The sequence below is a fragment of the Streptomyces sp. NPDC023573 genome (assembly GCF_055559735.1).
Map to the genome: position 1 here is coordinate 604324 of NZ_JBVHKB010000002.1, position 26960 is coordinate 631283.

Genomic DNA, 26960 nt, shown 5'->3' on the forward strand with positions numbered 1-26960 from the left:
CGGCCGCCCACGATCCGGAGCGTGTGTCTCATCGGACGGACACGGTCCTCGACCGCTTCCGGGAGGGACTACGCTCCGGATCGTGGCTGACATCCAGATTCCCGCAGACCTCAAGCCCGCCGACGGACGTTTCGGCGCCGGGCCCTCCAAGGTGCGGACGGAGGCGGTCGACGCGCTGGCCGCGACCGGCACCTCCCTTCTCGGTACGTCTCACCGCCAGGCCCCGGTCAAGAACCTGGTCGGCGAGGTGCGTGACGGCGTGCGCAGCCTCTTCTCCCTCCCCGAGGGATACGAGGTGATCCTGGGCAACGGCGGCTCCACCGCCTTCTGGGACGTCGCGACGCACGGTCTCATCGAGTCGAAGTCCCAGCACCTGAACTTCGGTGAGTTCTCCTCGAAGTTCGCCAAGGCCGCCAAGCTCGCCCCGTGGCTGTCCGACCCGACCGTCATCGCCTCGGACCCGGGTACCCACCCGGACCCGGAGGCCGAGGCGGGCGTCGACGTCTACGCCTTCACGCACAACGAGACCTCCACCGGTGTCGCGGCCCCCGTCAAGCGGGTCGCGGGCACCGACGAGGGCTCCCTCGTCCTGGTGGACGCCACCTCCGGCGCGGGCGGCCTGCCGGTCGACATCACCGAGACGGACGTCTACTACTTCGCCCCGCAGAAGTCCTTCGCCTCCGACGGCGGCCTGTGGATCGGCGTGTTCTCCCCGGCGGCCCTGGACCGCGCCGCGCGCGTCCACGCCTCGGGCCGGCACGTACCGGAGTTCTTCTCGCTGCCCACGGCGATCGACAACTCCCTGAAGAACCAGACGTACAACACCCCGGCGCTGGCCACCCTCTTCCTGCTGAACGAGCAGCTGAAGTGGATGAACACCCAGGGCGGCCTGGACTTCACGACCGGCCGCACGGCGGCGTCCTCGCAGCACCTGTACAGCTGGGCCGAGGAGTCGAAGTACGCCACCCCGTTCGTCACCGACCCGGCGAAGCGCTCACAGGTCATCGGCACGATCGACTTCGAGGACGGCATTGACGCGGCGGCCGTCGCCAAGGTGCTCCGCGCCAACGGCATCGTCGACACGGAGCCGTACCGCAAGCTGGGCCGCAACCAGCTGCGTGTGGCGATGTTCCCGGCGATCGACCCGGCGGACGTCCAGGCGCTCACCGCCTGCATCGACTACGTGATCGACAAGCTCTGACGGTCACCCGTCCCGGACGGCCCCGTACACCTCGGTGTGCGGGGCCGTTTCTGCTTCACTCAGCCGGGTGATGAACCGCCTGCGGGACGAAGTGGGGCGTCCCGCCCTACGATGATGGTCTCGACACGAGCCATTCCAGGAGGGCCCTCAATGTCTGCAGCAGCAGTCGAGCACCCCTGTGACGACGAGCCGGAACCGATGCTCGTCACGGCGAACCGCCTGACGGAGCAGCTTCCGGGTTATCGCGTCGAGATCATCGGAGGCGTCATCACCGTGGCCCCACCCCCGGACGGCCCGCACGCGCGCGCTCTGACCAAACTCATGCGGCCCTTCATCGCGGCCGGGCTCGACGACGGGGAGACCGAAGTCCTGCAGGCGATCGGCCTGTGGCTGCCGGGCGGACCGGAGGACTACGCCATCCCGGACCTGGCCATCGTCGACGCCGACTTCGACGAGCACCTGATGGGGAACAACTGCTACGACCCGGCGGTCTTCCGCCTCGTGCTGGAGGTCACTTCCGGCAATTACAAGAGCGACCTGCGCAACAAGGTCGCCGCGTACGCCGAGGCGAAAATCCCGGTGTACGTGATCCTGGACCGCCGCCGTGGCCGCATCCACGTGCTGACGGAGCCCACCGGCTGCACGTACGACAGCCACGAGGTCTACGCTCCGGGCCAGTCGGCCGCGCTTCCCGCGTCGATCGGCGCCGAGCTGACCCTCGACGTCGCCGAGCTGGTCAAGGCGGGCCGACCCCGCGCCTGAGGCCGTGCCGCCAACCGGGAGCTCACGTCGCTTCTTGGGCCCCGGGGGCACCGACCCGGACGACGAGCACCGCCACGTCGTCCCGTTGCGGAGCGTCCGCCAGTCCGTGGGAGAGCGCCTCCAGGAGCTGTGGCAGGGGCTCGTCGCCGTGTGCCGCCAGGATGGACGCCGTCCGGCCGATGCTCGCGTCGATGTCGGTGTCCCGGCGCTCGACCAGCCCGTCGGTGTACAGCAGGAGCACGCTGCCCGGGGGGAGTTCCTGCGTGTGGTCGTGGCGGGCGGGGCCGGCCGGGGCGCCGAGGAGGAGCAGGTCGTGCTCGTCCAGGGCGGAGACGCGGCCGTCGGGCGTCCGCAGCAGTGGCGGTGGGTGGCCCGCGTTGGACCAGGTCAGATGCCACCGGCCGCCGTCCGGGTCGAGGCGGGCGTGCACCGCGGTGGCGCCGGGGCCCAGCGGCAGTGCGTCGAAGGACCTGTCGACCGCGTCCAGCGCGGCGGCGGGCGAGTGCGCGGGGTGTCCGAGGGTGGCCATGCGCAGCATGCTGCGGATCTGCCCCATCACGGCGGCGGCTTGGACGTCGTGTCCGATGATGTCGCCGACGGACAGCATCAGGGCGCGGTGCGGGGCGTCCATCAGCGGCGGCAGCAGGTAGGCGTCGTACCAGTCGCCGCCCACCATGTCCTGGTCGGTGGCCGGCAGGTACAGGGCGGACATGTCCAGGCCCGGCACCTCGGGGAGGTCGGTCAGCATCGCGGCCTGGAGCCGTTCGGCGGTGCTGAGCCGGGTCTCGACGAACAGGGTGCGGTCCACCGCCTGGCCGGCGTACCCGGCCACCGCGGTGAGGGCCGCCTCCTCCGTCACCGCGAGGACGTGGGGCCGGGCCCAGCACCACATGAGTACGCCGCGGCGGCCCGGCAGCGGTACGCACAGCACGGAGTGGATGCCCAGCGCGTCGTACCCGGCCACGGCCTCTGGGGTGAAGCCGGCCACGAGTGCGTCGTGGTCCGGGACGAAGACGGTGCGCTGCTCGCGCATGGCCTGCGTACTGGGGAACCCGGCGGCCATGTCCAGGCGGTCGATGGCTGTCTCCACGGGCTTCACGTCGTCCGGGTCGATCACACGCCACAGCCCCTGGCGGTCGGCGAGCAGCAGACCCACGAAGGACGGCTCGTAGGGGCCGTCGAACATGTGGCGCAGGCGACGGGTGAGGTCCGTGAGGTCGTGGGAATGGCCCAGCTCGACGGAGGCGCGCAGCAGCAGGCCGGCGTGGTCGCGATCCTGCCGGATCTGCTCGGAGGCGATCCGCAGGCGCAGTTCCACCGAGCAGGCGGCCGTGAGGTCCGCGAGGTCCTGCAGTTCGCCCTCGGTCCACTTCCGGGGCTTGTGGTCGATGGCGCAGAGCGACCCCAGGACGTGTCCGTCGGCATCCGTGAGCGGCATCCCGGCGTACCCGATCACCTGGAGGTCGGGGATCGCGAGACTGGCGCAGGTCCGCGAGTGCGCCCGTGTGTCCTCGATGACCAGCGGACGACGGTCGAGGACGACGTGCTGGCAGAAGGAGTGGCTCAGGGGTGTCTCGCGCCGTCCCGCCCAGGGCTCGGCGAGTCCGACCATGCCGGGGAAGACCTGCCGGTCGGCCTCAAGCAGGGAGACCAGGGAGACGGGGACGTGGAGGAACCGGGCGACCAGTCTCGCGAACCGGTCCATGCCCGGGTCGGCCGCCGCGGTGAGCCCGGCGAGCCGCAGCGCCTCCAGCCTCCCCAGTTCGCCCATCCCGGGGCCTCCGTCGATCCCTCGGCAACCGTGGCGGTTTCCACGCACCACGCTCTACGAAGGTATAAGACAATTCAGGCCATGTCGTGATCAGAGGCCGGGGTCGGAGCCCGTCGGCTCTCCCGGCGCGGTGTCCTGGGAGACGTCCCGCCGCCACCGCACCTCACCGTCCTCCCGCTCGCCCGTCGGCAGCAGCCCCGCGGCCGAGGCCACGGCGGCGGACGCCGCGTGGCCGGGGTGGATGTGGGCGACGACGGTACGGACGGAATCCTGGTCCAGCAGGTGCCGGACCAGACCGGCCGCGGCTTCCTTGGCGTACCCCTTGGCCTGCCACCGGGCTCCGACCACCCAGGCGACCTCCGCCCGCGTCCCGCGCACGGTGGCCTGGACGTAACCCGCCAGGCATCCGTCGGCACGCACCCGGAGCACCCAGTTCCACCAGCGTTCGGCGGGATCGGGCGAGCCTGCGCCCTGGCGCTCGTAGCGGGCGCGCAGGGTGTCGGCGTCCTCCGGCGCGCCTCCCGTGTAGGTGTGAAGCGCGGGATCGAAGAGGACCGCGGCCATCTCCTGCGCGTGTGCGACGTCGAGCGGGAGCGCGTCGAGACGGGAGGTGGAGAAGGGCTCGGGGGCCCCGTTGACCTGCATGGGCGGAGCCTACGCGGCGCCCCGCCGAGGATCAGCGGCTGAGTCGCTGAAATCTGAGTACGGCGAGCGGCAGGAACACCAGCGTGATCGCCAAGGGCCACACCAGGGCCATCAGCAGGGCGTGTTCCTCGACCCAGGTGCCGCCGCTCGCCACCGGATTGCCGAACAGCTGCCGTGCGGCGGTGACCGTGGAGGAGACCGGGTTCCAGGCGGCGAGCGTGCCCAGCCAGCCGGGCATCAGCGAGGGGGCCACCATGGCGCTGGAGATCATCGTGACGGGGAACGCCACGGCGTACAGACCGCCCGCCGATTCCGGATTCGGGACGAGCAGGCCCAGCCACACCCCCACCCAGATCAGGCTGAACCGCAGCAGCAGAAGCAGCCCGAACGCCCCTACGGCCTCCAGCGGGCTGCCGCCCGCCCGCCAGCCGATCGCGAGTGCCGTGAGCGCCAGGATCGTCAGCTCGGCGCCGGCCACCACGAGGTCCGCGGTCCCGCGCCCGGTGGCTACGGCCGACGGGGCCATCGGCATCGACCGGAAGCGGTCGATCACCCCCTTGCCCGCATCGGTGACCACAGCCATGGCGGTGTTCATGAAGCCCATGGTCATCGTCATGGCGAACATGCCGGGCATCAAGAACTCCCGGTAGTCGCCGCCCCCGGGGACCTTCATCGCGCTGCCGAAGACATAGCCGTACAGCAGCACGGAGATGATCGGGAAGCCGAGCTGCCAGACGATCGCGAGGGGCTGGCGCTGGTAGTGGGTGAGGCTGCGGCGGGTGACGTTCCAGCAGTCGGCGAGCGCCCAGTACGCGCGGCTCCGCTCGCGGCCGGTGATGGCGTGCGGTTCCAGGGTGGTCATGCCGCGACCTCGATTCCCGCGGCGGCTTCCGCCCCGCGTCCCGTCAGGCGCAGGAACACGTCGTCCAGGCTCGGCCTGCGCAGCCCGATGTCCTCCACCGCGATCCCCTCGTCCTGGAGGGCGCGCGCGACCTCGGTCAGCGCGGCCACCCGGTCGGCGACCTGGGCGTGCACACGGCGGTCCGGCGCGTCCGTCACCACCAGCCCGCCGCCCGCCACCCGGTCCACGGCCTTCGCCACTGCGGGCAGGTCGGCCGGTTCGGCGGCGACGACCTCGATCCGGTCACCGCCGACCCGGTCCTTCAGCCCGTCAGGACTGTCGTCGGCGATGGCCCGCCCCCGGTCGATGACGGTGATGTGCGAGGCGAGCTTGTCGGCCTCGTCGAGATACTGCGTGGTCAGCAGCACCGTCGTACCGTCGGCCACGAGTGCCCGCACGGCGTCCCAGACCTCGCCGCGGCCGCGGGGGTCGAGCCCGGTCGTCGGCTCGTCGAGGAACAGGACGGTGGGTGCCAGGATCATCGAGGCGGCCAGGTCGAGCCGCCGCCGCATCCCTCCGCTGTACTCCTTGACGCCCTTGCCCGCGACGTCGGCCAGGTCGAACTGCTCCAGCAGTTCGCCGGCGCGCCGCCGGGCCCCGCCGCCGCCCAGGTGGAAGAGGCGGCCGAACATCTCCAGGTTCTGCCTGCCGGTGAGCACCTCGTCCACGGCGGCGTACTGTCCGGCGAGCCCGATCCGGCTCCGAACGCGGCGCGGTTCGCGCGCCACGTCCAGACCCGCGACCTCGGCCCGGCCGCCGTCGAACCGCAGCAGGGTCGCGAGGGCCCGTACGGCGGTGGTCTTCCCCGCACCGTTCGGCCCGAGCAGCCCGTGCACGGTCCCTGGGCGGACCGCCAGGTCGAACCCGTCGAGCGCGTGTTTCTCCGCCGCCCCCTTCTTCGCCCCGTACCTCTTCACCACCCGCTCGGCCAGCACGGCATATCCGGATGCGGACATGGCTCACTCCCCTCTCCGACTCCCGGGACCGGCCCCGGGAAACCGAGTACACCGTACCCGATTACGAGTACACCGTACCCAGTTTTTCGCTCGCGGGCTTACCCTGAGGCCATGGCGAAGATCGGACGGGCAGACGGCACGACCACCGGCAGCGGCGACATCGGGCGGAGCCTGGAGCTCCTCTGGGGCACCGGGGAGCGCCCCAGCCGCGGCCCCAAGCCGGGCCTCACGCTCGACCGGATCGTCACCGCGGCCATCGGGATCGCCGACGCGGAGGGCCTCGACGTCCTCTCGATGCGCTCCCTCGCCACGGAGCTCGGCACCGGCACGATGACGCTCTACCGATACGTCCCCGGCAAGGCCGAACTGCTCGACCTGATGCTCGACCGCGTCCAGGGCGAGCCGCTCGCCATGGACGCCTCGGAGGTGCCCGAGGACTGGCGGGTGGCCGTCGACGCGATGGCCCGCACCTACCGGGACACCCTCCGGGCCCACCCCTGGCTCCTCAAGATCAACCAGGCCCGCACGGTGCTCGGACCGAGCGCCCTGCGCGGCCTCGAACTGGCCCTCACCGGCCTCCGGGGCATGGGACTCACCGACCCGGAACTGATCGGGGTGATCATCACGGTCAACAGCTTCGTCGAGGGTCTCGCCCGCACCGAGAACCACGCCATGGAAGCCGCCCGGGAGACGGGCCTGGACGACGCCGCCTTCTGGGAGGGCCAGCGCCCCTATCTGGAGCGGGCGATGCTGAGTGGCGACTACCCGCGCATGGCCGCCCTGTCGGCGGACGCCTTCGGGTCGGACTTCGACCACTTCGCCTTCGGCCTCGGGCGCATCGTCGACGGCCTCGAGACCCTGGTCCGGCAGCGCGAGGAGCAGTGACCGGAAAGCCCGGATCCTCCCGTTTTCATGCACCATAGGTATATGGAGACGATCCGCGAGCTAGAGCCGTTCGTGAAGCAGTACACCGTCCTGCTCAGCAGCCGCCGGCCGGACGGATCAGCGGCCAGGACCCCCGTCAGCATCGCCGTCGAGGGGGACCACGCCTACATCCGCACGTTCTCCTCGGCCTGGAAGGTCGACCGGATGCGTAACCATCCGGTGGTGGAGATCGCCCCGTGCACCGTGCGGGGCGCGCCGACAGGGCCGCCGGTGAAGGCATGGGCCCGGCTCCTGCCGCAGGACTCGAAGGAGAACACCCACGCCGCCCGGACGCTCTCCCGGAAGTACCCGGCGCTCCAGGGCGTGGCCGTCCCACTGACCCACCGGCTGAAGCGCGACCGCACGCTCCACTACGAGCTGCGGCCCATCACCGACGACGCCTGAACGGGCCGCACCGAGGACAGTCCTACCCCCGGCGGCGCTTGGCCGCGAGCAGGGCCAGCACGATGACGACGACGGCCACGGCGCCGCCCGTCGCGGTGCCCTTCCCGGAGACGCCGTCCTCGCCACCGTCGTCGGATGACGTCCCGCCGCCCCCTCCGTTCGGGGAGGCCTTGTCGCCGCCCCCGCCCTCCACACCGACGCGGATCACCTCGCTCTGCCCGCCCTCGGTGCCGAACATCATCGCCGAGCCGTCCGCCGTGTACGTCACCGACTCGGACTGTCCCTGGAGCGGCACGCTCACCGCGTGGTCGGCGCCGAGCCGGCCGTCGGCGAAGGCGTAGCGGCGGGCGCTGAAGTAGGAGCGCAGCACCAGCTCCTTGCCGTCCGGCGAGAACGCCCCGTCCGTCACCCACGGCACCTCGCCGACGCGCCGGAAGACGTTGCCCCCGCCGGTGGTCAGCTTCTCGGGGCCCTCGTAGAGCCCGCCGCCGCCCTCTCTCTTGGAGGCGATGTAGACCCGCCCGGTCGTGGGGTGGACCATCATCGCCTCGGCGTTGCGCGCCCCGTCCGCGTACGTCACGTCGAACTGCGTCGCCCGAACCGTGGCGTCCGCGAGCCGCTTCGGTTCCGGGAAGCGGTAGATCCAGACGTGGTCCCAGGAGCCGTCGAGGTTGTCGCCGATGTCACCGACGTAAAGATTCCCGTCGGGCCCGACGGAGATCGCCTCCACGTCCCGTGGCTCCCCCACGCCCTTCATGGTGATCGTCGCCACGGTCTTCCCGGTCCGGGAGTCGACGGCGTAGACGTAGGGCCCGTCATCGCTGTCGTTGTGAGTCCAGTAGATCCCCGGGTGGGCGCGGCTGGCGGCGAGACCGCTGGACTCGGTGATGCGGGGGTCCTCGATCGTGAAGGTGCGGTCCGCCCCGTCCCCGTCGTCCGCGACGGCGGGCACCGTCCCCGTCAGGAACAGGAGGGTGGCGGCGGCGGAGGCGGTCAGCAGCGATCTCATGGCACAAGTGTCCACTGTCACGTCGCAGGCCGGAGCGGTGATCGGCCATGATGTCGCCATGCGTTTTCTCTTCGTCGGCGACAGCATGACCGTGGGCAAGGCCGGCGACTTCACCTGGCGCTACCGCATGTGGCAGCACCTCCGGGCGACCCTCGGCGACGGCGGGTACGCGATCACCGGCCCGCGTACGGAGCTGTACGACCCCGGGGCGAACGCCCCGCTGTCCCACGCCTATGCCGACCCGGACTTCCCCGCGCCCGCCCGCCGGCACCTGGCCGGCTGGGGCGAGGGCTGGCTCCACATGGCCCCGGCCATCGCGGACACGGTCACGGCGGCCCGCGCCGACGTCCTGCTGGTCTCGCTCGGCCTGATAGACCTCGGCTTCTACACGGACAGCACGCAGACCGCCGCGAACGCCCGGGAGTTCATCGCCGCGGCCCGCACCGCCAACCCGCGGATCAGGCTGGTTCTGCTCCCCGTCATACCGAACATCCGGGCGGAGTCCGACGCCCCCTTCGCCGCCGAGTGCGACCGCTTCAACACCCTGCTCGCGAAGGCGGTCGCCGACCTGGACACCCCGTCGTCCCCGGTCCTGCTGGCCTCGCACCCCGCGGGCTACGACATCCACACGGACACCTACGACGGCACCCACCCCGGCCCCACCGGCGAGCACAAACTCGCCGGAGCCTTCGCCGACGCGATGCACCAGGCCTGGGGCGTGGGCGCCCCGTACGCGGGAGCGCTGGCGGCGGCCTGATCCCCCTGACCACCACGGAGCACGAACGCGTGACGAAGAAGAAGCGGGACGGGCGAGCGCCCGGCTGGAGTTGGCAGCGGGGCCGCGTGACCGCCCTGCTCTGCCTTCTGACGGCGGGCCTTCTGGTCTTCCCCGGCCTGGTCCCCAACACCCCGGGCCGCGTAGGGAGCCTGACGGAGACCTTCCTCCCCTGGCTCGGTCTGGCCGTCCCCGTCCTCCTGGTCCCGGCGCTCCTGCGCCGCTCCCTCCTGGCGTCGGCGGCGCTGCTGCTGCCCGCGGCCGCCTGGGCCGCGCTCTTCGGGGGGCTGCTGTTCTCCGGGGGGCCGGCACCGGACGGCACGTTCACCGTGGTCCAGCACAACGTCAGCGACGCGAACCCCGACCCGGCTGCCACCGCGCGGGCGTTGGCCGGGACGGGCGCCGACATCGTCGCCCTGGAGGAGCTGACGGCCCCGGCCCTGCCCGCGTTCGAGGCGGCCCTGGCCGCGGACTACCCCCACCGTGCGACGAAGGGCACGGTCGGCCTCTGGTCGAAACACCCCCTCACCGGCGTACGGCTGGTGGACATCAGGCCGAAGGACGTCGGCGCGGGCTGGGACCGCGGCCTGCGCGCGACCGCCCGTACACCGCGGGGAGAGGTCGCCGTGTACGTCGCACACCTGCCCTCCGTCCGGATCGGCGCGACCGGGCTCACCTCCGGGCGGCGGGACGAGAGCGCCGCTCTCCTGGGCGAGGCCATCGCCGCCGAGCCCCTGGACCGGGTGATCCTCCTCGGCGACCTCAACAGCACGCTGGACGACCGGGGTCTGGAGCCGGTCACCTCGCTGATGGGCACTCCGGGACCGGGCTTCGCGTTCAGCTGGCCCGCGACGCTCCCGGTGGCCCGGATCGACCAGGTCCTCACCCGGTCCGCGACGGTCACCCGCGTCCGGTCGCTGCCCGCCACCGGCAGCGATCACCTGCCCATAGCGGCGGACATCCGGCTCTGAGAGGTGCCCCGGGACGGTCCGGGCTCAGCTCGCCATCTCGATCCCGAGCATCGCGAGCCCCAGCTTGGTCAGCTCCTCCGACACCTCGTCGGGCCGTGCCCTGCGCGGGCGGCGGGCGTGGTGCGCCATGAGCTCGTGGACCGTGCCGACCATCACCATCACCACCACCCGGTGGTCCCGCTCCTCCACCTCACCGCGCACAGCGGCGCGTTCGGCCTCACCGGTGAGGAAGTCGGTCCACAGGTCACGCCACCGCTTGCAGTGCGCGTCCACGGCCGGGCTCACGCCCAGCACCTCGACGAACGTCACCCGCGCCTCACGCAGGTCCCGGGTCACCGCCGACACGTACGCGTCGAAGAGCAGCCGGAAGCGCTGCTCCAGGGGGCAGTCGTCCATCCCCTCGGAGAGCAGGGCCACTTCGGACGCCCGTAGTCCGGCCGTCGTGATCTGGTTGTGCAGCGCCATCAACAAGCCCTCCCGGGAGCCGAACTCCTCCCGGAAAACCTCCTCCGACACCCCGGCCGTCGCGCACAGGGCGTACTCCGACGTCTGCGCGTAGCCGTACACCCCGAACAGCTCCAGGCCGGCGTCGAGGAGCTGCCCACGGGCCCGCGTACGCACACCGTCGACCGCACCGGTCACTTGGTCCACCGGGACATCCACCACGGGTCCTCCTTGGTCTGCCGCACATCCGGTGCCCACGACCGCCGTCGAGCGGTCGCGCGGGCCGGAGAGGGCGCGGGCGCCACTGGATGGCGCGTGCGCCATTGTCCTGGTACGACCCGCCCGACGCGTCCCGCGCCGCGCCGCCACGCCCACAGTCCCCCAGGACCGGTGAGCGCTCGCACGGATGTGCAACGGGGGCCGCCCGGGTGTCAGAGCCGCTTCAGCACGGCCTGTTTCGCAGCGGCGAACTCGTCGTCGGTCAGGATGCCCGCCCCGTGCAGCTCACCGAGCTCGCGGAGCCGCCGCAGCAGGACGTCGTGGTCGTCGGCGGACGGGGCGGGCCCGGGGGCCGGTGCGGCTTCGAGCGGGAGGGCGGGCCCGGCGGGCACCGGCATCCGTACGAGCACGGCGGCGGCGACCAGGACCGCGGTGTACTCCCGCTTGGACAGCCCCCACAGATCCAAGGAGTACGGGTCGAACTTGGCGGGCGAGGACGAGACGGCGCCCCGGTCGAAGCGCAGGGAGCCGTTCTCCAGACCGATGGCGGGCATCCAGCGCACCCCCGTCACCTCCGCCAGCGGAAGGGTGACCGCGCCGCCCGCGGTCTTCGACTCCTCGGCCTTCCAGTTCCAGGTGAGGCGGACCGTCTCCCCGTCGAAGGACGCCGTGCCGTCCCCGCCGCCACCCGACACCGGCACCGACGGCCCCGGCAGCAGGAAGCGGTCCACCGGCCCGTCGGGCACCTGCTCGATGAGCAGGGCGTTGCGTATCTCGTCGACGAGGTACTCCGCCACGCCCGTACGGTCCTTCTCCACCACGAGCTGGTACGGGTCGGCGGCGTCCTTCAGCCGGCCGTCCGCCGCCCGCAGGACGGGGCAGGCGCCGGTGCGCAGGCGCAGCCGCAGCCGGCCGCCCTTGCGGTCCGGCTCGAAGGAGACCCCCGCGACCGCGTGCAACGGGACGGCGAGCTCGCCGAGTTCCTGCCGCACCGGGTGCACCTTGCCGCCCGGGACGACGCGCACCGTGTCCCCGTCGAAACTCCACGTGCCGTCGCGCGAGATGATGTCCGCCATACGCCGGATTCTGCCAGGCGCACCCGCGTAGGTGACCGGCTCACGGGGTCAGCCGGTGCCGCCGCCCGCACCCCGGCCGTGGACCAGCGGCGGGAACACCTCGTCGACGATCTCGACGAGGACGGTGTCCGGCACGGCCGGGACCCCCCGCGTCGGGTACTCGTCGCGCAGCGGCGCCACGGGTGCGGACGCGATCCGGGGCGCAGCGCCCGGTGCGTGGCCTCGCCGCGGGGACGGTCGGGCCGGCGGCGGTGGATCGCGTTCTTGTTCGGAGCCGAAGGCGGCCTTCGACGCACTCGCGGAGTACGGCCGCGGCCGGACGGAAACAGCCCCTCCCCCGCTGAGGGGTCAGGCGGCGGAGCGCTCGCCGGGCAGCCGGCGGCGCAGCCGGGCCTGCTGGACGGCCGGAGGGTCGTAATCCATGTCGAGCCTCCCGATGTCGGTGCCGGGGGGCACGATGGCGTCGATCCGGTCGAGGGTCTCGTCGTCCAGCGTGGCCTCCGCGCCCGCCAGCAGGTCGTCGAGGTGGTCCATGGTGCGCGGGCCGATGATCGCGGAGGTGACCGCGGGGTGGGCGATCGCGAAGGCGGTCGCCATGTGCGTCAGCGACATCTTGGCGTCCTGGGCGACGGGGATCAGCCGCTCGACCACGTCGAGCCGGCGCTCGTCGCTGAGGTGCTGGTGGCCGAAGCCTGCCCGGTGGGTGACCGCCGCCTCGCCCTTCCGGTAGCGCCCGGTGAGCAGGCCGCCCGCGAGCGGGCTCCAGACCAGGGCGCCCATGCCATGCCGCTCGCAGGCGGGCAGCACCTCGCGCTCGATGCCCCGGTTCAGGATCGAGTACGGCGGCTGCTCGGTGCGGAACCGCTCCAGGCCCCGCCGTTCGGACACCCACTGCGCCTCGACGATGTCCGAGGCGGGGAAGGTGGAGCCGCCGATGTTCCGGACCTTCCCGGCGCGCACGAGGTCGGTGAGCGCGGAGAGCGTCTCCTCCACGTCGGTGTCCGGATCGGGCCGGTGGACCTGGAACAGATCGACGTGGTCGGTGCCCAGGCGGCGCAGCGAGTCCTCCAGCGCGCGGACCAGCCAACGCCGCGAGTTGCCGCGCCGGTTGGGGTCCTCCCCCATCGGCAGATGGGCCTTGGTCGCCAGCACGACGTCGTCCCGGCGGCCCTTGAGCGCCTTCCCGACGATCTCCTCGGACTCGCCGTGCGAGTAGAAGTCGGCGGTGTCGACGAAGTTGACGCCGGCGTCGAGGGCCTTGTGGATGATCCTGACGGACTCGCCGTGATCGGGATTCCCCGCGGCGCCGAACATCATCGCGCCCAGGCAGTACGGACTGACCTTGATCCCGGTCCGGCCCAGTGTGCGGTAGTGCATGAGGAACTCCTCGTCCCTTGGCCCACGGCGGCGCGGGCATTAGGCTGCGTAAACGGAACAGCGTTCAGCAACGACAATACGGAACAGTGTTCCGTATAGCAAGGGGAGCACCGTGCGCGAGGACACGACCCGGGGAGCCGAAGCCGCCGCCGGCGCCGGAGAGCCCCCGCCCAAGCGGGTGCGCGCCGACGTCCGGCGCAACACCGACGCCCTGCTCACGGCAGCCGCGGAGGTGTTCCTCACCTCGGGGGTGGACGCGCCCGTACGCCAGATCACCGCGAAGGCGGGCGTGGGAGCCGGCACGCTCTACCGGCACTTCCCGCAGCGCTCCGACCTCATCGCCGCGGTCTTCCGCCACGAGGTCGACGCCTGTGCCGACGCCGCGCCCGCCCTCGCCGCGGAGTACGAACCGGCGGAGGCGCTCACCAGGTGGCTCCAGCGCTTCGCGCTCTTCTTCGCCACGAAGCGCGGGCTCAGCGCCGCCCTGCACTCGGGGGACTCGGCGTACGACAGCCTGCCGTCCTACTTCGAGCAGCGCTTCATGCCCGTACTCACCACGCTCATCGACGCGGCGGCGGAGGCCGGCGAGATCCGCTCCGACGTGGACCCCGAGGACCTGCTGATCGCCACACGCAACCTCACCCTGCCCGCCACCGAGGACGACACCGGCCACACCAGCCGAATGATCACCCTCCTGGTCGACGGCCTCCGCTACGCCGCGACCCACCCCAGCTGAGCCGGTCGTCGGGGTCAGTTCAGCCACGTCGTGCTTGTGGCGATCCCTTCCATCTCGGCCAGGGTCAGGGCGGGGGTCTCGCGGGTGGCGGCCTCGTTCTGGTTCGCCGCGTTGAAGGCGGAGATCACCACCCGGAAGCCGTCGGGGCGGATCGTGTCGACCGTCCACATCTTCACACCGTCACCGCCCTTCTCGCCCGGCCCCTGACGGGTGGTGACCTTCGTGCCGTCCGGCAGGACCTTCGCGTCGGGGCCGAAGAGGTCGGCCTCGACGGAGGACATGTCCGGCTGGACGTTGATCTGCACGAAGCTCTTGCCCTCGCCGTCGTCGACCACGACGTACGCGTACTCCGTCTCCTGTCCGCCGGACGCCTTCACCGTCAGGCGGTCGGGGAGCTGCTTGACCAGTCTGCCCAGGATCACGCTGCCGTTCTGTCCCTGCGGGGCCGGCTGTTCCAGCGGCGGCTGTGCGGGCTCGGGCAGGGACGCGATGATCGGGCGCCACTCCTCGGCCCGGGCGACCGCCTTCAGCCGGTCCAGCGACAGCGGCGGGGCGGGACGGCTGACCGGGGCGTCCTTCTCGGCGGGCGCGTTCCACTCGGATACGAAGATCCGGTAGCCCTCGGGCGTCAGCAGGTCCGCGTACCACCGCTTGGTCTCCACGCGCCGGTCCGGGTACTCCCAGCCCTTGAACAGCACGAGGCGCGAGCCGTCCTCCAGCGTCGTGGCGGAGCAGGCCTCGAACGCGTCCAGGTTCTTGTCCGGGCAGGTGAGCTCACCCTCGGGCACCTTCTGGTCGGGGTGCTGCCGGGTCAGGCTCACCGACACGGCGGCCTTCCCGTGGCCGTCGTCGTACACGACGGAGGCGTACGGCGTGGGCATGCCCTTCCGCCCGCGTTCTCCGGCGGTGCCGCTGCCCGTCTGCTTGCTGAACTTCCCGGCCGGCAGCAGCCCTTCGAGCGTCCTGCTCACCTGCCGGCCGGAGTAGGGGGCCGGCTCCTCGGTCCTGTCGGCCTTGTCCGTCGCCCGGGCGCCCACCGCCGCCCCGTCGCCGGCGTCCCGCGAGGCGCCGATGTCCCCGGTGACGTACGTCCCGCCGAGTCCGATCACCGCCAGCGCCGCCACGCTCCCGGTCACCACGGCGCCGCGCCGCAGCACCGCCCGGCGCCGGCCGCGCGCCACGCCCCCGTCGACCAGCGGCCGGCCCGCGACGGAGAAGCCCTCCCCCGCCTGCTTCATCGCCGAGCCGAGCACGCCCTCGAAGGCGTCCCTGTCGTCCTGCGCACCGTTTTCACGCATGCCGTCCACCACCGTCCCCACACCTGTGGAAAGAAGAAAAAGGAAAGGATCACGAAAGGAAATTCAGTGCGCGGCCAGCTCGCCGATGCTGCCGCCCAGGTGCTCGCGCAGCCGGGCGAGCGCACGGGTGCTGCGGGTGCGTACCGCCGCCGAGCTGACGTGCAGCGCGTCCGCGGTCTCCGTGACCGACCGGTCCTCCCAGTAGCGCAGCACGATCACCGCCCGGTCCTTGGGCGGCAGGCTGCGCAGCGCGTCGAGGAGCGTCATCCGCAAGGACGCGTCCTCCGCCGACTCCCCCGCGCGCTCCGGCAGGTCGCCGCTCGGCCGCTCGCCGGCCGACCGGCGCCGCTGGTGCCCGAGATAACACCGCACGAGCACGGTCTGCGCGTACGCCGCCGGGTTCCCCACCCGCGAGGTGCGCCCCCATACCGCGTACATCCGGCCGAGCGTCTCCTGCACGAGATCCTCGGCGAGATGCGTGTCCCCGCCGGTCAGCAGACACGCCGAACGGAACAGATGACCCATACGGGCTTCCGCGAACTCACGGAAGGCGCCCTCCCTGGACTGCCTCATCCGCCACCCCCTCTCACCTACACCCCTTCAGATGCGGTGGCCGTCGGGAAATGTTTCACCCGCGACGCCACGGACCGATGTTCGTACGGGCAGCGTCTCGTCGTCCGTCCGGTGCCGCGGGCCGGAAAAGGAGGTGCGCCCGGCAGGGCCGCGTCGCAGGATGGCGCCGTGACCGAGCCGATGAGCGACGCCGTTCCGCCCCGTTCCGTCCTCGATGCCTTCGGCGTGGAGGGGGCCCCTGTCCCGCTGACCGGTGGGCAGGGGCGGAGCGTTCTCGTGGGCGGGTACGTGTTCAAGCCGGCCGAGGGCGCCGGGACCGAGGCCGAGTGGGGCGCTTCGCTGTTCGACGCGCTGGCGACGGGCCGTGGCTTCCGCGTCCCCCGGCCGCTCCGGGCCCCCGACGGCCGGAGCGTCGTGGAGGGGTGGACGGCCGGCGAGTTCCTGACCGGGCAGCCCGGTCCGCAGGGGCGCTGGGACGACGTCCTGCGTGCCGGCCGCGCCTTCCACGCCGCGCTGCGGCCGCATCCCCGGCCCGCGTTCCTCGAACGGCGGGCCCATCCCTGGGCCGTGGCCGACCGGGTCGCGTGGGGCGAGGAGGACGTCGAGGTGGCCGAGGGCCTCTCGGCGCCGTTCTCGGCCCTGCTGGAGCTGAGGCGTCCCGTGGATCAGGGCTCGGCTCAGCTCGTCCACGGCGATCTCGCCGGCAACGTCCTCTTCGCCGCGCACGAGGTGCCGGCTGTGATCGACTTCTCGCCCTACTGGCGGCCCCCGCTGTTCGCCGAGGCCGTCGTGATCGCGGACGGTCTGCTGTGGTGGGACCTACCGGACGAACTGCTGTCGGTGGGCGGCGATCACGCCGACTGGTGGCAGATGCTGATCCGCGCGCTGCTCTTCCGGCTCGTCGCGCTCAGCGAGCTCCTGGGGCCCTCCGGCCGGGCCGGGCCGGGCGAGCCGGAGCGGTACGCGCGAGCGGCCCGCCTGGTGGCGGAGAGGGTGGCGGGGCCTCGGACACAGGGCCTCGCGCGGATCACGCGGCCACGGTGACGGCCTCGACGGCAGGCGCGCGCAGGGTCCTGCGCGCGGTTCCGAGACTCGTGCCGAGGGTGGCCACGGTGGCGACGGCCATGATGGCCAGCCAGGTGCCCGGGCCCTGGTCCGGCAGGACCTGGTCGGTGCGGACCATCGTGAAGGGAATGATCCCCGCGATTCCCGCGGCCGTGCCCAGGACCAGGCCGGTCAGGGTGAGCAGCGCCGCCTCCCAGCCGACCGCGCCGAGGACCTGCCCGGGGGTGGCACCGGCGAGGCGCTGCTGGCCGAACTCGCGGCCGCGGTAGGAGGTGGCGGCGTACAGGCTGTTGACGAGCATGATGCAGGAGAAGACGACGATGATGCCGACGACGACGAGGTTGAGGGTCTCCAGGTTCTTGTCGTCGACCGTCTTGTCCAGGCCGGACGCCGCGACCCAGTCGCTCTCCACTCCCTGGATGTAGAGGGTGGCGGTGGCCATGCCCGTGAAGATGATCATCGGCATGAGCACCCCGGACAGTTCCGCGCCGCGACGGCGCAGGTTGCGGGCGCTCAGGTAGCCGCCCGCGCCGCCCACCGCCGCGAGGGGGCCTCGCAGCAGTCCCAGGAGCCTGCCCAGCAGGGACGGGGCGAGGACGGCGAAGCCGACGGAGAGCAGGATGGCGCCGTAGGCGGGGAACGCCATCAGCATCTCCTCGGTGCTGTCGACGGCGTACGTGGTCAGGATCCCGGCGGCCCCCGCCACCAGCGCGGCGCAGCCGGCCAGGGTGCGGCCCCGGCGGCCGGACGGTCCGCGCGCACCGGCGGCGGCCTTGGTGGCGCGGCGTACGGCGAGGAACGCGGCGCCGACGGAGGCGAGGAGAGCGATACCGAAGCCCGAGCCGAGGGCCGTCGCGCCGAAGGCCGGGGCGACGTCCGCGGCGACCTGGCCGCTGTCCTTGAACAGGCCGACCAGGAGCCGGCCGCCGAGCACGGCGGGCCCGACGGCGAGCGCGGTGCCGACGAGCGCGACGACGGCGGACTCCCCGACGACCATGCGCGTGACCTGTGCGGGAGTCGCCCCTGTGCAGCGCAGCAGACGGATCTCCTCGGCGCGCTGGCGGACGCCGACGGTGAGGGTGGAGGCGATGGCGAAGAAGACGAGGAGGGAGCCGTATCCGCCGACGACGCTCGCGGAGACGGTCATGGACTCCGAGCTGACCTCGTCGACCCCGGGGGCCGCCGCCGTGTCGTGCAGGGAGCTGAACGTCATGATGATCACGGCGCCGAGGAACGCCGAGAGCAGCGTCGCCAGGAAGCGCCCGGGACGCTTGCGGACCGAGCGCGAGGCAAGGAACAGCATGGCTCACACCTCCATCAACGGGACGTTGTCCGCGCGCCGTTCGGCCGCACGGTCACCGAGGTGGGTCATGCGTTCGGCGACGGCCTCGGCGGTGGGGGCGGGAAGGTGCCCGGCCAGCCGTCCGTCCGCGAGGAAGAGGACCGAGTCGGCGTAGGAGGCGGCGACCGGGTCGTGGGTGACGAGCACGACGGTGCTGCCGTGCAGCCGGACGCTGTCCTTCAGCAGGCTCAGCACATCGCGGGCGCTGCGCGTGTCCAGGGCGCCGGTCGGCTCGTCGGCGAAGATCACCGCGGGCCGGGTCACCAGGGCGCGCGCGATGGCGACCCGCTGGCGCTGCCCGCCGGAGAGCTCGTCGGGGAGGTGGCCCAGGCGGTCGCCCAGGCCGACCTGCGTGAGGACCGCGCGGATGCCCTCCCGGTCGGCCTTGCGGCCGGCGAGCCGGAGCGGCAGCGCGGTGTTCTCCTCGACGGTGAGGGTGGGGAGCAGGTTGTACTGCTGGAAGACGAAGCCGATCCGGTCCCGCCGGAACTTCGTGAGCGCCGCCTCGCCGCCGCCGCTCATCTCCTCGCCGTCCACGACGATCTGCCCCCGGTCGGGGCGGTCCAGGCCGGCGGCGCACTGGAGCAGCGTGGACTTGCCGGAACCCGAGGGGCCCATGACCGCGGTGAAGCTTCCCCGCGGGAGGCTGAGGGTCACGCCGTCCAGGGCGGTCACGGCGGTGTCCCCGGTGCCGTACACCTTGCTCACGGAGACCAGCCGCAGTGCCTCGGCGGTCCGGCTGGTGGGCTGTCGTCTGCGGTCGGACATGACCATCACCCTCTGCTCGTCGGACGCGCTCTGCGCCACGTCCACGACGCTACGGAGCGGGGCGGGCGAGCACATTGGGCGTACGCCCCGAGCCAGGGGTGGCACTGGGTACACCCGGCCCGGGGGGAAGCACCCGGTGCGATCCCCTTCGGGTGCACGGCCCCAGCGATCGGTATCCGCGGGAGGAACGTCACCCGACTGACCGCCGTCTCCCGGGCCCTGGACCGGGCGGGGTTCTCGCTCACCGCGACGGGCGACAGCGCCTGGCCGGCGTGAGCGGACGCGGCCCCGTCAGCGCTCCGGGAACCGCTCCCCGCACGCGCTGCAGAACTTCGGTGTCCGGTCGGCCGACAGCCGGCCGCACTCCGGGCAGACCAGGTCCAGCATGCAGGGCGCCTCGCCGCCCTCGTACGCGGGAGTGCGCACGGCCGGCTTGATCGAGAGGCCCGGGCGCCGGCGGTGGACCGTGAGGTACGTCAGCCCGTCCGGCCCCGCCTCCAGCGACCGCCGTGAGGTACGGGGCAGCCAGGTGACGGTCGTCGGGGCGAGGTCCAGCGTGTCGCCGGCGACCGTACGCAGGCTCCCGCCGCCCGCGAGGACGACGAGCAGCACGTCCAGGACGTCCTCCTGATGCTCCCCCACCCCGGCGCCCGGCGGCAGATGGACGATGTTGGCGTCCAACTCCCGGCCCTGCTCGGCGAGATGCCAGAGGGCGCCGCGCTCGCCGGGTGCGGCGGAGGCGAGAAGCTCCTCCAGCACGGCCAGCACCTGCGGGGTGGCGTTCATGCCGGCCTCCTCGTCGTAGCGTTCGTGGGCCTCGTGGACCTGGTCGAGCCTAACCTCTGCCGGGTCCGCCGGCGGGGGGCCGGACGGGGGGCCTCCGTAAGTGGAGGACTTCTCCCTCGGGGCCGAAACCGCCGGACGGGCCCGGTGGCCGCAGTACTCTCGGCCGATGACTCAGCCGACACCCCCGATTCCTGCGGCCACGGACGCCGAGTGCGTGGCGCTGACCCGGAGCCTGCGCCGCCGGGGCACCGCCGTCCTGTCGGTGTTCGCCGTCGTGTGGGCCTTCGCCGGGGCGTCCGGGCTGGCCTCCTCGGGGGCGGCCCTCGCCGTCCAGATCGTCTCCGTACCGGTCACGGCGGTGGCGCTCCACCTCGCCTACCGCAAAGGCGCCTCGCCCTCGCCACGGCTGGTCTCGCTGCCCGCGAACTGGGCGCGGTCGGTCGGCATCATTAACGTCGTCGAACTGGCGGCGGTCTTCGCGGTGATCGCCGCGGCCAACGCCTCCGGCCACCCCGCCGTCATTCCGCCGGCCGTCGCGCTGGTGGTCGGTCTGCACTTCGTCCCGCTCGCGCGCCTCTACGACCAGTGGCAGTACAAGGGGACGGCCGCGCTGCTGAGCGCCGTCGCGGTCCTCGGCTTCGCGTTGCTCGCGGCGGGCCTGTCGGACGGGAGCGTGCGCGCCGTGGTGGGCCTCGCCTCCGCCGCGACGCTGTGGGTGTCGGCGTACCACGTGGCTGTCAGGGGCTGACGTACGGCCGGCGCCACGGCTCTCCGCCGGCGCTCGGGGAGTGTGGGAAAGAGCCCTGGGTAGGGTGGGCGGGACAGCGCACCGTGGACCGGACCGAGGAGCAGACGTGAGCGAGCCGGCGAACATCGCCCTGCAGCAGGAAATCGCCCGGGAGCTGGAGGTCGCGGAGACCTTCGACGCCCAGCAGGAGATCGAGCGCCGCGTGGCCTTCCTCGCCGAGCGGCTGACCTCAACGGGTCTGCGCTCCCTGGTGCTCGGCATCAGCGGCGGCGTCGACTCCACCGCCGCCGGCCGGCTGTGCCAGCTCGCCGTCGAGCGGGCCAGGGGCGCGGGCCACGAGGCCCGGTTCTACGCGATGCGCCTCCCCTACGGCGTGCAGGCCGACGAGCACGACGCGCAGCTCGCGCTCTCCTTCATCCAGGCCGACCAGGTGCTGACCGTGGACATCAAGCCCGCGACCGACGCGACGCAGGAGTCCCTGCTCGCCGGCGACGTGGCGTTCCGCGACCCCCACCACCAGGACTTCGTGGTGGGCAACGTCAAGGCCCGGCAGCGCATGATCGCCCAGTACGCGGTGGCCGGGGCGCACAGCGGCCTCGTCGTCGGCACGGACCACGCCGCCGAGGCGGTCTCCGGCTTCTTCACTAAGTACGGGGACGGCGCCGCCGACCTGGTCCCCCTGACCGGGCTGACCAAGCGCCGGGTGCGCGCCGTCGCCCAGGCGCTGGGCGCCCCGGCCGAGCTGGTCGGGAAGGTGCCGACGGCCGACCTGGAGACGCTCGACCCGGGCAAGGCGGACGAGCAGGCGCTCGGCGTCACCTACGACACCATCGACGACTTCCTCGAGGGCAAGCCGGTGGACCAGCAGGCCTTCGACACGATCGTCGGCCGCTACCGCCTGACCGACCACAAGCGCCGGCTGCCCATCGGCCCTCCGCAGCAGGAGCGGTGAACCGGGAGCCCGACGGGAAGTACCCGCCGATCGAGCCCTACGACCACGGGATGCTGGACGTCGGCGACGGCGACCACGTGTACTGGGAGGTCTGCGGCAACCCGTCGGGCAAGCCCGCCCTCGTCGTGCACGGCGGGCCCGGCTCCGGATGCGGCACCAAGCCCCGCCAGGACTTCGACCCGGACCTCTACCGCGTCGTGCTCTTCGACCAGCGCAACTGCGGGCGCTCCACCCCGCACGCGAGCGACCCCGCCGCCGGCCTGCGGCACAACACGACGGCGCACCTGATCGCGGACATGGAGCTCCTGCGCTCCCACCTCGGCATCGGGAAGTGGCTGCTGTACGGGGGCTCCTGGGGCTCCACACTGATCCTCGCGTACGCCGAACAGCACCCGGAGCGGGTCTCCGAGATCGTGATCCCGGCGGTGACGACGACCCGGCGCAGCGAGATCGACTGGCTGTACCGGGGTGCCGGGCAGATCTTCCCCGAGGCGTGGGACCTCTTCCGGGCGGGCGTCCCGGAGGCCGAGGGCCCCGGGGACCTCGTCGCCGCCTACGCGCGGCGGACGGAGAGCCCCGACCCGGAGGTACGGGCCAGGGCGACGGCCGACTGGTGCGCCTGGGAGGACGCGGTGCTGTCCATGGAGACACACAGCGGCCCGCCCCCGTACAGCGGGCGGCCGGGCCGTGAGCAGCTGGCGCTCGTCCGGATCTGTGCGCACTACTTCTCGCACGCGGCCTGGCTGGAGGAGGGGCAGCTGATCCGCGACGCCGGCCGGCTCGCGGGCATCCCCGGTGTCCTGGTGCACGGCCGCTTCGATCTCGGCAGCCCGCTGATCACCGCCTGGGAGCTGGCCAGGGCCTGGCCGGACGCCGAGCTGACGGTGATCGACGACGCGGGCCACCTGGGCGGCGCGGCCACGTCCCGGGCGGTGCGGGCCGCTCTGGACCGGTTCGGGCGGCGCGCCTGAGCGGCTCCCCCTTGCTTCGAGTGCGCTCGAAGGAGTTGGCTTGGGCTCCATGAAGTACACGCAGCTCGGACGCACAGGTCTCAAGGTCAGCCGCCTCGTGCTGGGGACGATGAACTTCGGCCCCCAGACCAACGAGAGCGACAGCCACGCGCTCATGGACGCCGCCCTGGACGCGGGCGTCAATTTCTTCGACACGGCGAACGTCTACGGCTGGGGCGAGAACAAGGGCCGCACCGAGGAGATCCTCGGCACCTGGTTCGCCCAGGGCGGCGACCGCCGTGACAAGGTCGTCCTCGCCACCAAGGTCTACGGCAACATGGGCGCGGACGGCGAGGCGTGGCCCAACCACGACAAGCTCTCCGCCTTCAACATCCGCCGTGCCGTCGACGCCAGCCTCAAGCGGCTGCAGACGGACCACATCGACCTGTACCAGTTCCACCACGTCGACCGGGACACCCCGATCGACGAGATCTGGCAGGCCATCGACGTACTGATCCAGCAGGGCAAGATCCTTTACGCGGGCTCGTCCAACTTCTCGGGCTACAAGATCGCACAGGCCAACGAGCGGGCCCGGCAGCGAGGCGGCTACGGCCTGGTCAGCGAGCAGTGCATCTACAACCTGATGGAGCGCGGGGCCGAGATGGAGGTCATCCCGGCCGCCCAGGAGTACGGCCTGGGCGTCATCCCGTGGTCGCCGCTGCACGGCGGACTGCTCGGCGGCGCGATCCGCAAGGAGCGCGACGGCGGCGGCGCCCGGTCCACCTCCGGCCGCTCCGGCGAGGCACTCGCCGACCCGAAGGTGCGGGCGCAGGTCCAGGCGTACGAGGACCTGCTGGAGAAGCACGGCCTGGAGCCCGGCGAGGCCGGTCTGGCCTGGCTGCTCACGCGGCCGGGCGTGACGGGGCCGATCTCCGGCCCGCGCACGCGGGAGCAGCTCGACTCGGCGCTGCGCGCGGTGGAGCTGGAGCTGTCGGACGAGGTGCTGTCGGCCCTCGACGAGATCTTCCCCGGCCCGGGGCCGTCGCCGGAGAACTTCGCCTGGTAGACGGCGCAGACGCGTGCGTCCGTTCTCGGCGGGCTCAGCCCCCGAGGGCGGACGCCGCCGCCACGACGATGAACATCAGTACGAGCACGGAGGCCATGATGCGGTTTCTGGTCTTCGGATCCACCCGACGAGCGTAACCGCCCCGCTCACCGCCCCAGCGGCCAGGCCCGCACGACCTCGTAGCGCGGCTGCTCCCCCGGCACCCCGTCCACGGGGAGACTGCTGCGTACGAGACCGAGCTCCCCGGCCTCCCAGCGCATGCCCTCGAACCCTTCCAGCGCCGCCGTGTACGGGGTCAGGTCGGCCTGCTCGCGGCTGCGCGCCAGGGTGAGGTGGGGGGTGTAGCGGCGATGCTCCTCCATCGGGATCCCGGCCTTGCGCGCGGCGGCGTGCGCCCGCCGCACCAGCAGCCGCAGCGTCGACAGGTCGCCCTCCGCCCCCGCCCAGAGCGCCCGCCCGTCGAACCGTCCGCCACCGTGGATGCTCAGCGGGAAGGGCTCGGTCCGGTGAGCCGCACGCTCCAGCCGGGTGTACAGCTCGGGCAGCAGCTCGTCGTCGACCTCCCCGAGGAAGGCCAGCGTGTAGTGCCAGCCCGCACGGGCGGTCCAGCGCAGATTCACGGCCCCCGGGATCGCGTGCAGCGGGCCGACGGCCTCTGCCAGCTCGTCGGCGGCGGGTCCGGGCGGCAGGACGGCGGCGAAGAGTCTCTGGCTGCTCATGCGGCGAGTGTCCCAGCGTCCGGGCATGTCCGGGGGTCCATGCCTATCGTTGAGCTACGCGGCTGTCCGCGCCGTGCGGCAGCGGGGAGGAGCGGCACGATGACCGTCGTCGACGACAGGATCGAGATGGCCGACACCAGCGACGAGCGCACCCTGGACATGATGTTCGAGTGGCTTGAGCCCACCCCCTAGGGATTCAAGGTCGAGAGCGTCGAGGGGAACGTCTACCTGTCGCCGCAACGGGACACACACTGGGACATCGAGTTCGTCGCCGAGGTGATCTCCAAGGACACCGCCGCCAACGACTACGGCTCGAAGAAGTCCACCTATGCCACCGCCGGCGTGCCCGTGTACCTCGTCGTCGACCCGTACACCGGCACGTGGCACCTGCACACGATCCCCAAGGACGACGAGTACCGCAGCGTACTGAGCCTCGACTTCGGCACCCCCGTCGACCTCACCGGGACCGTCGTCGGCCTCACCCTGGAGACCTCCGACTTCCCCCCGCGACTGAGCACACGACTGCCCTCCTCCCGGCCGGGAGGAGGGCAGTCGTGTGTCACCGGCTCTCAGGCCGCCGTGGCCAGCTGCTCGCGCGGGACTATTCGTACGCGGGGACGGCCCGGCCGCAGGTCGACCTTCAGGCGAAGGCCGCCGACCCGGGTCAGCATGAATCCGACACCGATCGCGGCCAGCATCGAGATCGCGCCTCCGGCCGCCATGCCGGTCCGCGCGCCGTAGGTGTCGCTGATCCAGCCGACGATCGGGGCGCCCACCGGCGTGCCTCCGGCGAAGACCATCATGTAGAGGCTCATCACCCGGCCCCGCATCTCGGGGTCCGCGGCCATCTGGACGCTCGTGTTGGCGCTGATGTTGGTCGTCAGCCCGATCATGCCGATCGGGAGCAGCAGCAGCGAGAACAGCCAGACGGACGGCGACAGGGACGCGGCGATCTCCAGCAGACCGAACAGGGTGCCCGCCGCCACCAGCATCCGCAGCCGCGAGGAGCGGCGGCGGGCGGCGAGGAGGGCACCTGCGAGGGAGCCGGCCGCCATGAGGATGTTGAAGAACGAGTACATCCCGGCGCCGCCGTGGAAGATCTCGTCCGCGAAGGCCGTCAGGAAGATCGGGAAGTTGAACCCGAACGTGCCGACGAAGCCGACCAGGACGATCGGCCAGACCAGCTCGGGCCTGCCGGAGACGTAGCGCAGGCCGTCACGGAGCTGCCCCTTGGCCCGCTTGACGGTCACGGAGGCGTGGAGCTCACTCGTCCGCATCATCATCAGGCCGACGAGCGGAGCGATGAAGGACAGCCCGTTGAACATGAACGCCCAGCCGCTGCCGACCGTCGTGATCAGGACACCCGCGACGGCGGGGCCGATGAGCCGGGCGGACTGGAAGTTCGCCGAGTTCAGGCTGACGGCGTTGCGCAGCTGCGCGGGGCCGACCATCTCGGAGACGAACGACTGGCGCGCCGGGTTGTCGACGACGGTCACCATGCCGAGCAGGAAGGCGATCAGGTAGACGTGCCAGACCTCGACGACGCCGGAGAGGGTCAGGACCGCGAGCGCGATGCCGCAGAGACCGAGCGCGGCCTGGCTGATGAGCAGCAGACGCCGCTTCGGGAGCCGGTCGGCGATGACGCCGCCGTACAGGCCGAAGAGCAGCATCGGGAGGAACTGGAGGGCCGTGGTGATACCGACGGCGGCGGCGGACCCGGTGAGGCTCAGGACGAGCCAGTCCTGCGTGATGCGGGACATCCAGGTACCGGTGTTGGAGATCACGGCGCCCGTGGCGAACAGGCGGTAGTTGCGGATCTTCAGCGACGAGAAGGTCCCGCCGGTCTTGCTCTCGTGGGTGGAAGTCGGTGCGGGGGCGGAGTCTGCTCCGGATCCCGTACTCAAAAGAGTTCGCCTCCTCGGACGTATACGGCGTTCGTACTGACGGGGACGTGACGGCGGGCGCCGCGGACCGGGGTCCGGCAGCGCCCGAAGGGGTCACAGGTGGGCGAGCTTCTCCAGCACGGGCGCGGCGGCCCGCAGCTTCTCCCACTCGTCCTCGTCCAGGCCCTCGGCGAGTCTGGTCAGCCAGGCATTCCGCTTGTCGCGGCTCTCGGCGAGCATGGCTTGCGCCTGCTCGGTCCGGCTGACCATCTTCTGCCGACGGTCATCGGGGTGCGGTTCCAGTCTGACGAGGCCCTTCGCTTCCAGCAGCGCGACGATGCGGGTCATCGACGGGGGCTGCACATGCTCCTTGCGGGCCAGCTCACCGGGGGTGGCGGAACCGCAGCGGGCGAGTGTGCCGAGCACCGACATCTCGGTGGGGCTCAGCGACTCGTCGACGCGCTGGTGCTTCAGGCGCCGGCCCAGCAGCATCACGGCGGAGCGGAGGGAGCTCACGGCGGCGGCACTGTCACCGTCGTGGATCAGGTCAGGCATGTTCCTTAGCGTAACTCATTAGCTGTGCTAAATACCAGCCGGTGGTACACGCGCGAGAAACTGATCACCCGAACGAGTGAGTA

29 protein-coding genes and 1 pseudogene are annotated in these 26960 nt (G+C 72.1%); 13 read left to right on the plus strand and 17 right to left on the minus strand.

Annotation, left to right across the window (positions count from 1 at the left end; all coding sequences use genetic code 11):
- The first annotated feature begins 82 nt into the window (after nucleotides 1-82).
- Entirely contained in the window at nucleotides 83-1201 is a 1119-nt protein-coding gene (gene serC, locus ACZ32T_RS09335) for a phosphoserine transaminase (protein WP_467366088.1), read from the plus strand.
- A gap of 150 nt (nucleotides 1202-1351) precedes the next feature.
- On the plus strand, nucleotides 1352-1963 hold the full coding sequence (locus ACZ32T_RS09340; RefSeq protein ID WP_467366090.1) for a Uma2 family endonuclease: 612 nt from the start codon (nucleotides 1352-1354) through the stop codon (nucleotides 1961-1963).
- A 22-nt stretch (nucleotides 1964-1985) separates the two neighbouring features.
- On the opposite strand, the gene ACZ32T_RS09345 is transcribed toward ACZ32T_RS09340, so the two are convergent.
- From ACZ32T_RS09345 to ACZ32T_RS09360, 4 genes are all read right to left on the minus strand, one after another.
- Nucleotides 1986-3734 (minus strand): GAF domain-containing SpoIIE family protein phosphatase, encoded by a 1749-nt coding sequence (locus tag ACZ32T_RS09345; protein WP_467366092.1) that lies wholly within the window; start codon nucleotides 3732-3734, stop codon nucleotides 1986-1988.
- Between the two features lie 90 nt (nucleotides 3735-3824).
- Entirely contained in the window at nucleotides 3825-4379 is a 555-nt protein-coding gene (locus tag ACZ32T_RS09350) for a GNAT family N-acetyltransferase (RefSeq protein ID WP_467270227.1), read from the minus strand.
- 31 nt (nucleotides 4380-4410) lie between these two features.
- Nucleotides 4411-5241 (minus strand): ABC transporter permease, encoded by an 831-nt coding sequence (locus ACZ32T_RS09355; protein ID WP_467270225.1) that lies wholly within the window; start codon nucleotides 5239-5241, stop codon nucleotides 4411-4413.
- Nucleotides 5238-6236, minus strand: a complete 999-nt coding sequence (locus tag ACZ32T_RS09360) for an ATP-binding cassette domain-containing protein (protein WP_467366094.1) — start codon at nucleotides 6234-6236, stop codon at nucleotides 5238-5240. Before ACZ32T_RS09360 ends, ACZ32T_RS09355 begins: the two co-directional genes overlap by 4 nt.
- 111 nt (nucleotides 6237-6347) lie before the next feature.
- Here ACZ32T_RS09360 and ACZ32T_RS09365 point away from each other — a divergent pair, with 111 nt between their 5' ends.
- Nucleotides 6348-7121, plus strand: coding sequence for a TetR/AcrR family transcriptional regulator (locus ACZ32T_RS09365; RefSeq protein WP_467366096.1), 774 nt, complete (start codon nucleotides 6348-6350; stop codon nucleotides 7119-7121).
- Nucleotides 7122-7163: 42 nt separating this feature from the next.
- Complete coding sequence (locus tag ACZ32T_RS09370; RefSeq protein WP_467270219.1) at nucleotides 7164-7565, plus strand: PPOX class F420-dependent oxidoreductase; 402 nt, start codon at nucleotides 7164-7166, stop codon at nucleotides 7563-7565.
- Between the two features lie 22 nt (nucleotides 7566-7587).
- Here ACZ32T_RS09370 and ACZ32T_RS09375 read toward each other — a convergent pair whose 3' ends face one another.
- Nucleotides 7588-8574, minus strand: coding sequence for a YncE family protein (locus tag ACZ32T_RS09375; RefSeq protein ID WP_467270217.1), 987 nt, complete (start codon nucleotides 8572-8574; stop codon nucleotides 7588-7590).
- On the opposite strand from ACZ32T_RS09375, the gene ACZ32T_RS09380 reads away from it, so the two are divergent.
- Together ACZ32T_RS09380 and ACZ32T_RS09385 are read left to right on the plus strand one after the other, a co-directional pair.
- The gene (locus ACZ32T_RS09380) at nucleotides 8573-9331 is read left to right on the plus strand and encodes a GDSL-type esterase/lipase family protein (RefSeq protein WP_467270215.1); all 759 of its coding nucleotides are present in this window, start codon (nucleotides 8573-8575) and stop codon (nucleotides 9329-9331) included. The genes ACZ32T_RS09375 and ACZ32T_RS09380 overlap by 2 nt on opposite strands.
- A gap of 29 nt (nucleotides 9332-9360) precedes the next feature.
- Nucleotides 9361-10320 (plus strand): endonuclease/exonuclease/phosphatase family protein, encoded by a 960-nt coding sequence (locus ACZ32T_RS09385; RefSeq protein ID WP_467270213.1) that lies wholly within the window; start codon nucleotides 9361-9363, stop codon nucleotides 10318-10320.
- 24 nt (nucleotides 10321-10344) lie between these two features.
- Here the strand turns inward: ACZ32T_RS09385 and ACZ32T_RS09390 are convergent, their stop codons facing one another.
- The 4 genes from ACZ32T_RS09390 to ACZ32T_RS09405 form a co-directional block, all read right to left on the minus strand.
- Nucleotides 10345-10986: a TetR/AcrR family transcriptional regulator gene (locus tag ACZ32T_RS09390; protein ID WP_467270212.1), complete on the minus strand. Its 642-nt coding sequence runs from the start codon at nucleotides 10984-10986 to the stop codon at nucleotides 10345-10347.
- A 209-nt stretch (nucleotides 10987-11195) separates the two neighbouring features.
- A complete protein-coding gene (locus ACZ32T_RS09395) occupies nucleotides 11196-12059 on the minus strand; it encodes a DUF4429 domain-containing protein (protein WP_467270211.1) in 864 nt (287 codons plus the stop codon).
- A gap of 48 nt (nucleotides 12060-12107) precedes the next feature.
- Complete coding sequence (locus ACZ32T_RS09400; RefSeq protein WP_467270209.1) at nucleotides 12108-12239, minus strand: hypothetical protein; 132 nt, start codon at nucleotides 12237-12239, stop codon at nucleotides 12108-12110.
- Nucleotides 12240-12407: 168 nt separating this feature from the next.
- Nucleotides 12408-13436 (minus strand): aldo/keto reductase, encoded by a 1029-nt coding sequence (locus ACZ32T_RS09405; protein WP_467270207.1) that lies wholly within the window; start codon nucleotides 13434-13436, stop codon nucleotides 12408-12410.
- Nucleotides 13437-13548: 112 nt separating this feature from the next.
- Between ACZ32T_RS09405 and ACZ32T_RS09410 the strand changes: the two genes are divergently transcribed.
- Nucleotides 13549-14172 (plus strand): TetR/AcrR family transcriptional regulator, encoded by a 624-nt coding sequence (locus tag ACZ32T_RS09410; protein WP_467270205.1) that lies wholly within the window; start codon nucleotides 13549-13551, stop codon nucleotides 14170-14172.
- Between the two features lie 14 nt (nucleotides 14173-14186).
- Here ACZ32T_RS09410 and ACZ32T_RS09415 read toward each other — a convergent pair whose 3' ends face one another.
- Both ACZ32T_RS09415 and ACZ32T_RS09420 read right to left on the minus strand, forming a co-directional pair.
- Complete coding sequence (locus ACZ32T_RS09415; protein WP_467366098.1) at nucleotides 14187-15470, minus strand: hypothetical protein; 1284 nt, start codon at nucleotides 15468-15470, stop codon at nucleotides 14187-14189.
- A gap of 63 nt (nucleotides 15471-15533) precedes the next feature.
- Nucleotides 15534-16043: a SigE family RNA polymerase sigma factor gene (locus ACZ32T_RS09420; protein ID WP_467270202.1), complete on the minus strand. Its 510-nt coding sequence runs from the start codon at nucleotides 16041-16043 to the stop codon at nucleotides 15534-15536.
- Between the two features lie 168 nt (nucleotides 16044-16211).
- On the opposite strand from ACZ32T_RS09420, the gene ACZ32T_RS09425 reads away from it, so the two are divergent.
- Nucleotides 16212-17087 carry an aminoglycoside phosphotransferase gene (locus ACZ32T_RS09425; protein WP_467270200.1) on the plus strand — a complete coding sequence of 292 codons (876 nt, stop codon included), beginning with the start codon at nucleotides 16212-16214 and terminating at the stop codon, nucleotides 17085-17087.
- Here the strand turns inward: ACZ32T_RS09425 and ACZ32T_RS09430 are convergent.
- The 3 genes from ACZ32T_RS09430 to ACZ32T_RS09440 all read right to left on the minus strand — a co-directional run bounded on the left by ACZ32T_RS09430 (nucleotide 17071) and on the right by ACZ32T_RS09440 (nucleotide 20004).
- Entirely contained in the window at nucleotides 17071-18411 is a 1341-nt protein-coding gene (locus tag ACZ32T_RS09430) for an FtsX-like permease family protein (protein WP_467270198.1), read from the minus strand. The genes ACZ32T_RS09425 and ACZ32T_RS09430 overlap by 17 nt on opposite strands.
- A gap of 3 nt (nucleotides 18412-18414) precedes the next feature.
- Nucleotides 18415-19224 carry an ABC transporter ATP-binding protein gene (locus ACZ32T_RS09435; protein WP_467366300.1) on the minus strand — a complete coding sequence of 270 codons (810 nt, stop codon included), beginning with the start codon at nucleotides 19222-19224 and terminating at the stop codon, nucleotides 18415-18417.
- A gap of 285 nt (nucleotides 19225-19509) precedes the next feature.
- Complete coding sequence (locus ACZ32T_RS09440) at nucleotides 19510-20004, minus strand: hypothetical protein (RefSeq protein WP_467270196.1); 495 nt, start codon at nucleotides 20002-20004, stop codon at nucleotides 19510-19512.
- A gap of 166 nt (nucleotides 20005-20170) precedes the next feature.
- Here ACZ32T_RS09440 and ACZ32T_RS09445 point away from each other — a divergent pair, with 166 nt between their 5' ends.
- The 4 genes from ACZ32T_RS09445 (at nucleotide 20171) to ACZ32T_RS09460 (ending at nucleotide 23720) form a co-directional block, all read left to right on the plus strand.
- A complete protein-coding gene (locus ACZ32T_RS09445) occupies nucleotides 20171-20752 on the plus strand; it encodes a hypothetical protein (protein WP_467366100.1) in 582 nt (193 codons plus the stop codon).
- Nucleotides 20753-20858: 106 nt separating this feature from the next.
- Complete coding sequence (gene nadE, locus ACZ32T_RS09450) at nucleotides 20859-21704, plus strand: ammonia-dependent NAD(+) synthetase (protein ID WP_467270193.1); 846 nt, start codon at nucleotides 20859-20861, stop codon at nucleotides 21702-21704.
- Complete coding sequence (gene pip / locus ACZ32T_RS09455) at nucleotides 21701-22675, plus strand: prolyl aminopeptidase (protein ID WP_467270191.1); 975 nt, start codon at nucleotides 21701-21703, stop codon at nucleotides 22673-22675. Before nadE ends, pip begins: the two co-directional genes overlap by 4 nt.
- A 49-nt stretch (nucleotides 22676-22724) precedes the next feature.
- Nucleotides 22725-23720, plus strand: a complete 996-nt coding sequence (locus ACZ32T_RS09460) for an aldo/keto reductase (protein WP_467270189.1) — start codon at nucleotides 22725-22727, stop codon at nucleotides 23718-23720.
- A 146-nt stretch (nucleotides 23721-23866) separates the two neighbouring features.
- On the opposite strand, the gene thpR is transcribed toward ACZ32T_RS09460, so the two are convergent.
- Nucleotides 23867-24439, minus strand: coding sequence for an RNA 2',3'-cyclic phosphodiesterase (gene thpR / locus ACZ32T_RS09465; RefSeq protein WP_467366102.1), 573 nt, complete (start codon nucleotides 24437-24439; stop codon nucleotides 23867-23869).
- A gap of 99 nt (nucleotides 24440-24538) precedes the next feature.
- On the opposite strand from thpR, the pseudogene ACZ32T_RS09470 reads away from it, so the two are divergent.
- Nucleotides 24539-24943: pseudogene (locus ACZ32T_RS09470) on the plus strand (Uma2 family endonuclease); the annotation flags it as partial.
- A 65-nt stretch (nucleotides 24944-25008) separates the two neighbouring features.
- On the opposite strand, the gene ACZ32T_RS09475 reads toward ACZ32T_RS09470, so the two are convergent.
- Together ACZ32T_RS09475 and ACZ32T_RS09480 are read right to left on the minus strand one after the other, a co-directional pair.
- The gene (locus ACZ32T_RS09475; protein ID WP_467270184.1) at nucleotides 25009-26343 is read right to left on the minus strand and encodes an MFS transporter; all 1335 of its coding nucleotides are present in this window, start codon (nucleotides 26341-26343) and stop codon (nucleotides 25009-25011) included.
- A 93-nt stretch (nucleotides 26344-26436) separates the two neighbouring features.
- Entirely contained in the window at nucleotides 26437-26877 is a 441-nt protein-coding gene (locus tag ACZ32T_RS09480) for a MarR family winged helix-turn-helix transcriptional regulator (protein WP_467270182.1), read from the minus strand.
- Nucleotides 26878-26960: the final 83 nt, after the last annotated feature.

Bases quoted from the DNA above. Each gene is read 5' to 3' on its own strand.
- ACZ32T_RS09350 (WP_467270227.1), bottom strand. From the start codon at position 4,379: ATGCAGGTCAACGGGGCCCCCGAGCCCTTCTCCACCTCCCGTCTCGAC.
- ACZ32T_RS09420 (WP_467270202.1), bottom strand. From the start codon at position 16,043: ATGAGGCAGTCCAGGGAGGGCGCCTTCCGTGAGTTCGCGGAAGCCCGT.
- ACZ32T_RS09415 (WP_467366098.1), bottom strand. From the start codon at position 15,470: ATGCGTGAAAACGGTGCGCAGGACGACAGGGACGCCTTCGAGGGCGTG.
- ACZ32T_RS09380 (WP_467270215.1), top strand. From the start codon at position 8,573: ATGGCACAAGTGTCCACTGTCACGTCGCAGGCCGGAGCGGTGATCGGC.
- ACZ32T_RS09370 (WP_467270219.1), top strand. From the start codon at position 7,164: ATGGAGACGATCCGCGAGCTAGAGCCGTTCGTGAAGCAGTACACCGTC.
- ACZ32T_RS09345 (WP_467366092.1), bottom strand. From the start codon at position 3,734: ATGGGCGAACTGGGGAGGCTGGAGGCGCTGCGGCTCGCCGGGCTCACC.
- ACZ32T_RS09435 (WP_467366300.1), bottom strand. From the start codon at position 19,224: ATGGTCATGTCCGACCGCAGACGACAGCCCACCAGCCGGACCGCCGAG.
- ACZ32T_RS09460 (WP_467270189.1), top strand. From the start codon at position 22,725: ATGAAGTACACGCAGCTCGGACGCACAGGTCTCAAGGTCAGCCGCCTC.
- ACZ32T_RS09395 (WP_467270211.1), bottom strand. From the start codon at position 12,059: ATGGCGGACATCATCTCGCGCGACGGCACGTGGAGTTTCGACGGGGAC.
- thpR (WP_467366102.1), bottom strand. From the start codon at position 24,439: ATGAGCAGCCAGAGACTCTTCGCCGCCGTCCTGCCGCCCGGACCCGCC.
- ACZ32T_RS09480 (WP_467270182.1), bottom strand. From the start codon at position 26,877: ATGCCTGACCTGATCCACGACGGTGACAGTGCCGCCGCCGTGAGCTCC.
- ACZ32T_RS09340 (WP_467366090.1), top strand. From the start codon at position 1,352: ATGTCTGCAGCAGCAGTCGAGCACCCCTGTGACGACGAGCCGGAACCG.
- ACZ32T_RS09430 (WP_467270198.1), bottom strand. From the start codon at position 18,411: ATGCTGTTCCTTGCCTCGCGCTCGGTCCGCAAGCGTCCCGGGCGCTTC.
- ACZ32T_RS09445 (WP_467366100.1), top strand. From the start codon at position 20,171: ATGACTCAGCCGACACCCCCGATTCCTGCGGCCACGGACGCCGAGTGC.
- ACZ32T_RS09440 (WP_467270196.1), bottom strand. From the start codon at position 20,004: ATGAACGCCACCCCGCAGGTGCTGGCCGTGCTGGAGGAGCTTCTCGCC.
- ACZ32T_RS09360 (WP_467366094.1), bottom strand. From the start codon at position 6,236: ATGTCCGCATCCGGATATGCCGTGCTGGCCGAGCGGGTGGTGAAGAGG.
- ACZ32T_RS09375 (WP_467270217.1), bottom strand. From the start codon at position 8,574: ATGAGATCGCTGCTGACCGCCTCCGCCGCCGCCACCCTCCTGTTCCTG.
- ACZ32T_RS09365 (WP_467366096.1), top strand. From the start codon at position 6,348: ATGGCGAAGATCGGACGGGCAGACGGCACGACCACCGGCAGCGGCGAC.
- ACZ32T_RS09405 (WP_467270207.1), bottom strand. From the start codon at position 13,436: ATGCACTACCGCACACTGGGCCGGACCGGGATCAAGGTCAGTCCGTAC.
- ACZ32T_RS09355 (WP_467270225.1), bottom strand. From the start codon at position 5,241: ATGACCACCCTGGAACCGCACGCCATCACCGGCCGCGAGCGGAGCCGC.